Source organism: Bradyrhizobium sp. (genome assembly GCF_049798375.1).
Taxonomy (GTDB): Bacteria; Pseudomonadota; Alphaproteobacteria; order Rhizobiales; family Xanthobacteraceae; genus Bradyrhizobium.
This window is the reverse complement of sequence record NZ_JBARGP010000067.1, coordinates 1-7,493: the sequence shown is the minus strand read 5'-3', so window position 1 is coordinate 7,493 and position 7,493 is coordinate 1. Positions and strand designations below refer to the sequence as shown.

Below are 7,493 nucleotides of genomic sequence, written 5' to 3'. Positions count from 1 at the left end.
TCGAGCGCCGAGGTCGGCTCGTCGAACAGCATCGCGATCGGATCCATCGCAAGCGCCCGGGCGATCGCGACGCGCTGCTGCTGGCCGCCGGACAGCTGCGCCGGGAATTTCTGCGCATGCTCCGTCAACCCGACCCGCTCCAGCAGCTTCATGCCCTTGGCGGTCGCCGCATCATGCTTGCGCCCGAGCACCTTTTCCTGCGCCAAGCGAAGATTGTCGATGATCTTCAAATGCGGGAACAGCTCGAAATGCTGGAATACCATGCCGACCCGCGCGCGCAGCTTCGGCAGATTGGTCTTGCGATCCTTGACCTTGATGCCGTCGATCGTGATCTCGCCGTCCTGAAACGGCTCCAGCGCATTGACGCATTTGATCAGCGTCGACTTGCCGGAACCCGAGGGCCCGCAGACCACCACGACCTCGCCCTTGGCGACCGAGGTCGTGCAGTCCTTCAGCACCTGGAAGGCCGGTGTGTACCATTTGTTGACGTGGCTGATTTCGATCATGAGAAGAACATAGCCTGCTTCAACGGGAACGGTGCGCTCCCTCTCCCTTTGGGAGAGGGTTGGGGTGAGGGGTTCGGTCTATCGGGAGATCACATCCCCTCACCCGGATTGCTCCTCTACGATGCTTTGCATCGTGAGGCGCAATCCGACCTCTCCCCATGGGAGAGGTGATCGACCGCATGTGTAGCGACAGCATGTTCATACAAACACTATCTGACGATGGCGATGCGCGACTGCAGCTGGCGGACGCTGAACGACGCAACGCAGGAAATGATGAAGTAAACCAGAGCCGCGAACAGGTACATCTCGACCAGGCGGCCATCGCGCTGGGCAACCTTGGAGGCCGCGCCCAGGAAGTCCGTGATCGAGAGCACATAGACCAGCGAGGTGTCCTGGAACAGCACGATGGTCTGGGTCAGCAGCACCGGCAGCATGTTGCGGAACGCCTGCGGCAGCACGACATAACGCATGGTCTGGCTGTATGTGAGGCCGAGCGCGGACGCCGCCGCCGGCTGGCCGCGCGAGATCGACTGGATGCCGGCGCGCATGATCTCGGAGAAATAGGTCGCCTCGAACATGACGAAGGTGATCAACGAGGAGGCGAAGGCGCCGACGCTGATCGGCCGCGACGCGCCGGTGATCCACTGCCCGATATAGGGCACCAGGAAGTAGAACCAGAAGATGACGAGTACCAGCGGCAGCGAGCGCAGGAAATCGACATAGATCGCGGCAATCCAGGCCAGGACGCGATTGCCGGACAGCCGCATCAACGCGATCAGCGTACCGAACACCAGCCCGCCGAGCGACGACAGTGCTGTGAGCGTCAGCGTGAAGGTCATGCCGTCGATGAACAGATAGGCCAGCGAGCGGCGGATGACGTCGAAATCGAAGTTGGCCAGCATCGCCTATTTGCCCGTGATGTAGCCGGGGATCGCGACGCTGCGCTCGAGCAGGCGCATGCCGATCACGACGACGACGTTGATGGCCAGATACATGACGGTCGCGCCGCTGAAGGCCTCGAACACCTGGAAGGAAAACTCCTGCATCGAGCGCGCTGCGCCCGTCAGTTCGATCAGTCCGATGGTGATCGCGACCGCGCTGTTCTTGATTGTATTGAGGAACTCGGACGTCAGCGGCGGCAGGATGATGCGGAAGGCCATCGGCAGCAGCACATAGCGGTAGACCTGCGTCGTGGTGAGGCCGAGCGCGGTCCCCGCCATTTTCTGACCGCGCGGCAGCGAACCGATGCCGGCAGCCAACTGCACCGCGACGCGCGCGGACATGAACAGGCCGACGCCGACGGCCGCCGTATAGAACGGCGCATTCGGCATCTGCTTCAGCCATAACCCCGCGGCTGGCGGCAACAGCTCGGGCAGCACGAAGAACCAGAGGAACAGCTGCACCAGCAGCGGCATGTTGCGGAAGAATTCGACATAGAGAAAGCCGAACCACTGCGCGGCTTTCGACGGCAAGGTCCTGAGCACGCCGACGATCGAGCCGGTCACGAGCGCAATGATCCAAGCGAACAGCGAGATCTTGATCGTCACCCACAGGCCTGACAACAGCATGTCGAGATAGTTGCCGGCCCCGGTCGGGTTCGGCTCGAAGAAGATGTGCCAGTTCCAGTGGTAGTTCACGCGCGCGGTCCAAATCGATTTAGATGTGGATCGCGCCCATGCAATGGACGGGCCATCGCATGGGCGCGGTGAGCCTCACATTACTTTACCACATACGACGCCGGATCCGGCGAATCCGACGGCTTGGCGAATTCCGCCTTCAGCGCCGGCGAGATCGGCGTGTTGAGGTTGAGGCCCTTCGGCGGAATCTTCTGGGTGAACCACTTGTCATACATCTTCTGGCCCTCGCCCGAGGTGTAGATATGGGCGGTGGCAGCATCGACGACCTTCTTGAACGCGGGATCGTCCTTGCGCAGCATGATGCCGTAAGGCTCCGGCGTCGAGAACTCGTCGGTCGAGATCGCGTACAGGCTCGGATCCTTCGAGCCGGCCACAAGGCTCGCCAGCAGGATGTCATCCATCACGAAGGCGGCTGCACGATCGGTTTCGACCATCAGGAAGGCTTCGGCGTGATCCTTGGCCGGGATGATGGTGGCGCCGAGGCCCTTGGCGGCATTGGCCTCGGTGAGTTGCTTGATGTTGGTGGTGCCGGCGGTCGAGACCACGGTCTTGCCCTTGAGGTCGGCGATCGACTTGATGCCGCTGGTCTTCTTGAACACGTAGCGGCTGGCGGTCAGGAAGTGGGTGTTGGTGAAAGCGACCTGCTTCTCCCGCTCGGCATTATTGGTGGTCGAGCCGCATTCGAGATCGATAGTGCCGTTGGCGAGCAGCGGGATACGGGTCGAGGACGTCACCGGCGTCAGCTTGACATCGAGCTTGTCGAGCTTGAGGTCCTTCTTGATGGCATCGACGATGCCGTAGCAGATGTCCATCGCGAAGCCGACCGGCTTCTGGTTGTCGTCGAGATAGGAGAACGGAATCGAGGAATCGCGGAAGCCGAGCGTGATCGCGCCGGTATCCTTGATGTTCTTCAAGGTCCCCGTCAGGTCCTCAGCCTGTGCCGGCCCCGACATCTGGCTCGCGCCGAGCACGGCGGCGAACGCAAGACCCAAAATTCGAAATTGCTTCATTCGTTATCTCCTCAGTCCGGCATTTCAGCCGGATGCTTGCATAAACCGGGTCGAATTCCTACGGCCGGCCGGTCCCGCATGGTGCCGCGGCCGGCCGGGGACCATAAACCGCCTGCCAGCGGCTGCCGCCCGGACGATTGCGACAAATTGCCTGCCCTCCGCGCCATTCGGCAAGGTGCACCATGCTAGGCAGTAACGCCAAGCTTGCGGATGGTAAACAGCGACGCGAGGCTGAGCAGCGCCACCAGACTAAGGTAGTAGCCCGGCGCCATGTCGCCGAAGAAGGCGATGGTGCCGAGCGCCGTCATGATCGCCGGCCCGATGCCGCCGAAGACCATGACGCCGATATTATAGCCGAGTCCAAGCCGGTGGCGCGCGACTTGCCGACCGAGGCGTGAGCGGTCGCGGTCGAAACCATCGTCTGATGTCCCTTGAAGTGCGCATGCGCTGCGGCAACCTCGCCCCGCTCTTGTCCGCCATAGCTCGAAGAGCGCCGGCGGATGCGGGGAGATGTCGATCGCGTAGCGATCGGGTGAGGAGGTACAGGTCTAACAACTCACACCTCTCGTGCGTCTGCCCCTCACCCCCTGCCCTCTCCCCGTGAAGAACGGGGAGAGGGAGCGCACCGTAAGAGGCGTAGCCCGGATAAGCGCAGCGATATCCGGGAATTGCGTCCCCGCATGTCGCTGCGCTTATGCGGCTACCTGCTACAAACACCATCACAGCGGCTTTCCAAGCTCGCCGATGTCCCAGAACAGGCCGGCCATGATGCCAAGCGCTTCGTCGGTGACGCTGAGCAGGATGTGCTCGTCCGGCGCATGCTGCGAACAGCCGGGATAGGAATGCGGCAGCCAGAGCGTCGGCATTTTCAGCACATCGGCGAACACGTCGTTCGGTAGCGAGCCGCCGAAATTCGGCAGCACCGCGGGCCGCTTGCCGCTGCTCTTTTCGACCGATGCGGCCGCCCATTTGATCCAGGGGCTGTCGAGATCGGCACGCGAGGCGATGAAGCTCTGCGCAGTCGTGACCTCGATCATCGGAAAGCCGTGTGCTGCGAGATGCGCGCCGATCACCTCGGCGATGCCGTCGACCTTGGTGCCGACCACGAAGCGAAGCTGCAGCACGGCGCGGGCGCGGCCGGGAATCGCGTTCGCCGGCTTGTCGATATTGCCGGCCGAGAGCGCCAGCACTTCGAGCGTGTTCCAGGCATAGAGCCGCTCGGCCGGCGACAATCCGTCGTCGCCCCAATTGTCCGACAGCGCCGGCTCGTCCTCGGTCGGCTCGACCTTGACGTCGGCGAGCGCATCGCGGATCGCGTTCGTGAGCCGCGGCGGCTTCAGGGCGTCGAGCTTGATGCGGCCATGGCCGTCGATCAGGGTCGCGATCGCATTGGCCAGGATGGTCGCGGGATTGGCCAGCACGCCGCCCCAATTGCCGGAGTGATGCGCACCCTCGCGCAAATTGACGTCGAGATGGATGCGGACGCCACCACGGCAGCCGAGGAAGATGGTCGGCCGCTGCGCCGACAGCCGCGGCCCGTCGGAGCCGATGAACAGATCGGCCTTCAACGCGTCGCGCTGGACGTCGGCGACTTTGGCGAGGTCCGGCGAGCCGGTCTCCTCGCCCATCTCGATGATGAACTTGGCGTTGAAGCCGAGCTTACCACCGCGCGTTTCCTTGACGGCGCGAAGGGCCGCCATGTTGATGCTGTGCTGGCCCTTGTTGTCGGCGGTGCCGCGGCCGTAGGCACGATCGCCGATCGTGGTGATGGTCCAGGGATCGAGTCCGTCGCGCCACTCACCGGTCATGCCGTCGACGGTATCACCGTGGCCGTAGCTCAACACCGTCGGCGCGCTGTCGCTTTCATGGTAGCCCGCGATCAGGAACGGCGACCGTCCGCTGGGGGAATCGATGATGCGGCTTTCGAACCCGAGCGCGCCCAAGGACGGCGTCAGCTCATCCCTGAGATAGGCGTAAAGCTCGCTTTTGCGCTCGGCATTGAGGCTTTCGGTCCGATACGCCACCCTGCGGTCGAGCTCGCTGAGAAACTCGCCTGATTGGAGATACGACCGGGCACGGGCGATTGCATCAATCCTGGTCATGGCGCTTTTCCAGTCACGAAACGATGGCGCGTCTTATCGGGATCGGCGGCGGAACGGAAGAGCTGTATCTGCAGGCTGGCGGGTGATGCGCACCCATCCCGCGCGTTGTCATTCCGGGCTCGCGCTCCGCACTCCGGAATGACGAGTCGAGTGTATGGCATCGCCCTTGCCTCTCACAAACGCCGCGGCGTACTGGATCGTCCGCCTGCGCGGACAATGACGGCTGAATGTGGTGCGCCGCCGTTGCCTCATGCTGTAAGGCAAGCAGCCGCATTCTCGCGACATGATCTGGTTGCTGCGAGGGACCACTCGACCGCTTCGCTTTTGAATGCATTCGCGAAATGAGTATTTGCGCGTATTCGCTCCATCGCGCTTCAGCATCGAGACCGGTCGTTGTGGATCCCAGGCCGCGATTCGCCTACCCGGGACGACAGCGTCAGCTGAGCACGATCTCGCGTCAGCCTTCGATGTCGTCCTGGTGATCGAAATGTCCGCCGGTGGCGGGCGATCACGCTTTTTGCGGTCGCAATCACGGTTGCGAGATGCCGTGCTTGCCACCCTCCGCTTGTGCGGCAGAAAAAGGTCTGTTCCCAGGGACCTCGCCGAACCAGCAACATTTGGAAAAGCTGAGCCCTTTCCAAAAGTTAACACGACAAGTCGCGGGGAATGCCGGCAGGATGCCGGCAGAAAAAGTACGGGAAGCTCCAGCTCGGCTAGGCTATCACCGGACAAATCGATCCGAGCCGAACCAGTGTAGAGCAATGGACCAACCGCTGAAGCCATCGACCCCCGGCCGCGCGCCGGAGACCAAGACGCCAGCCAAGCGCCGACGCGGCCGGCCGCTCTTGACCATCTTCATCCTGGTGCTGCTGGCAGCCGGCGCCGTCTGGTGGCTACGTCACGAAAAGGCGCCCCAGCAGGACACTGCGCGGGCCGGCCGCAACGCTGCGCCGATGTCCATCGTCGACGAGACCATCGGCAAGGGCGATATCGGCATCAGCCTGAACGCGCTCGGCACCGTCGCCTCGCTTGCGACCGTCACCATCCGAAGCCAGATCTCGGGCTATCTGATGAAGATCGATTTCAAGGAAGGCGAGGAGGTCAAGAAAGGCGACCTCATCGCGGAAATCGATTCCCGCCCCTATGAGGCCGCGCTCGCCCAGGCCAAGGGCCAGCTCACGCGCGACGAGGCGCTGTTGAAGGGCGCACAGGTCGACCTGCAGCGCTATCAGGGCCTTGCCGCCCAGAATGCGGTGCCCCGCCAGACGCTGGATACGCAGGTGGCGCTGGTCGCCCAGGATCAGGGCACCGTCGAGGCCGACCGCGCGTCGGTCAAGTCGGCCGAGGTCAATTTGAACTATACCAGGATCCTGGCGCCGATCGACGGCCGTGTCGGCTTGCGCCAGGTCGATCAGGGCAATTACGTCACCCCCGGTGATACCACCGGACTGGTCGTGATTACGCAGCTGGCGCCGATCAGCGTGCTGTTCACGGTGCCGGAGGACAATCTGCAGGCGATCTCCAAGCGGCTGGCGAGCGGTGCGGTCCTGCCCGTGACGGCGCTCGACCGCGGCGGCGCCAACAAGCTCGCGGACGGCACCCTGCAGACCTTCGACAGCCAGATCGATGCCACCACCGGCACCATCAAGCTGCGGGCGAAATTCCCGAACGAGCAGCGCACGCTCTATCCGAACCAGTTCGTCAACATCCGCCTGCTGCTCGACACCCACAAGGACGTCACGACCATATCGACGTCTGGCGTTCAGCGCGGCGTGCCCGGCACCTTCGCCTACCTGATCAAGGATGACAGCACAGTCACGGTGAAGCCGATCAAGCTCGGTGTCACCGATGGCGACCGTGTCGAGGTGTTGTCAGGGCTTAACCCGGGCGATCGCGTCGTGATCGACGGCGCCGACAAGCTGCGCGAGGGCGCCAAGGTGGTCGTGCGTGGGACCAATGATGCCGCGGCTCCGGCGTCCGCGGCGCCGGCCTCCGGACCGAACGGCCCGGGTGCTCCCGGTGGCGCCAAGAAGCGCCGCTCGGAGGGCGGGCCGAAGCAATGAACCCGTCGCGCCCCTTTATCCTGAGGCCGGTCGCGACGACGCTGTTCATGGTCGCAATCATGCTGTCCGGCATGCTCGCGTTCCGCTTCCTGCCCGTGGCCGCGCTGCCGGAGGTCGATTACCCGACCATCCAGGTGCAGACCTTCTATCCCGGCGCCAGCCCCGACGTGATGAC

The 7,493-nt window shown here is 63.4% G+C and carries 8 protein-coding genes; 2 read left to right on the top strand and 6 right to left on the bottom strand.

The window, feature by feature from the left end; translation table 11 throughout:
• From WA702_RS02955 to WA702_RS02930, 6 genes are all read right to left on the bottom strand, one after another.
• A partial coding sequence (locus WA702_RS02955; protein WP_425109029.1) for an amino acid ABC transporter ATP-binding protein occupies nt 1-506 on the bottom strand: 506 nt, incomplete at its 3' end.
• A 209-nt stretch (nt 507-715) separates the two neighbouring features.
• A complete protein-coding gene (locus WA702_RS02950) occupies nt 716-1,408 on the bottom strand; it encodes an amino acid ABC transporter permease (protein ID WP_425109028.1) in 693 nt (230 codons plus the stop codon).
• A gap of 3 nt (nt 1,409-1,411) precedes the next feature.
• On the bottom strand, nt 1,412-2,143 hold the full coding sequence (locus WA702_RS02945) for an amino acid ABC transporter permease (RefSeq protein WP_425109027.1): 732 nt from the start codon (nt 2,141-2,143) through the stop codon (nt 1,412-1,414).
• A gap of 80 nt (nt 2,144-2,223) precedes the next feature.
• Nucleotides 2,224-3,153, bottom strand: a complete 930-nt coding sequence (locus tag WA702_RS02940; RefSeq protein ID WP_425109026.1) for an amino acid ABC transporter substrate-binding protein — start codon at nt 3,151-3,153, stop codon at nt 2,224-2,226.
• A 185-nt stretch (nt 3,154-3,338) separates the two neighbouring features.
• Nucleotides 3,339-3,491, bottom strand: a complete 153-nt coding sequence (locus tag WA702_RS02935) for a hypothetical protein (protein WP_425109025.1) — start codon at nt 3,489-3,491, stop codon at nt 3,339-3,341.
• Between the two features lie 381 nt (nt 3,492-3,872).
• Nucleotides 3,873-5,255: a M20 family metallopeptidase gene (locus tag WA702_RS02930; protein WP_425109024.1), complete on the bottom strand. Its 1,383-nt coding sequence runs from the start codon at nt 5,253-5,255 to the stop codon at nt 3,873-3,875.
• 761 nt (nt 5,256-6,016) lie between these two features.
• Here WA702_RS02930 and WA702_RS02925 point away from each other — a divergent pair.
• Nucleotides 6,017-7,318, top strand: a complete 1,302-nt coding sequence (locus WA702_RS02925) for an MdtA/MuxA family multidrug efflux RND transporter periplasmic adaptor subunit (protein WP_425109023.1) — start codon at nt 6,017-6,019, stop codon at nt 7,316-7,318.
• On the top strand, nt 7,315-7,493 hold a 179-nt coding region (locus WA702_RS02920), incomplete at its 3' end, for an efflux RND transporter permease subunit (protein ID WP_425109030.1). The genes WA702_RS02925 and WA702_RS02920, both read left to right, overlap by 4 nt.

What these genes read in the sequence shown, in the direction of transcription:
- WA702_RS02950 (WP_425109028.1), bottom strand. Translation starts at nt 1,408, where the DNA reads ATGCTGGCCAACTTCGATTTCGACGTCATCCGCCGCTCGCTGGCCTAT.
- WA702_RS02935 (WP_425109025.1), bottom strand. Translation starts at nt 3,491, where the DNA reads ATGGTCTTCGGCGGCATCGGGCCGGCGATCATGACGGCGCTCGGCACC.
- WA702_RS02925 (WP_425109023.1), top strand. Translation starts at nt 6,017, where the DNA reads ATGGACCAACCGCTGAAGCCATCGACCCCCGGCCGCGCGCCGGAGACC.
- WA702_RS02930 (WP_425109024.1), bottom strand. Translation starts at nt 5,255, where the DNA reads ATGACCAGGATTGATGCAATCGCCCGTGCCCGGTCGTATCTCCAATCA.
- WA702_RS02940 (WP_425109026.1), bottom strand. Translation starts at nt 3,153, where the DNA reads ATGAAGCAATTTCGAATTTTGGGTCTTGCGTTCGCCGCCGTGCTCGGC.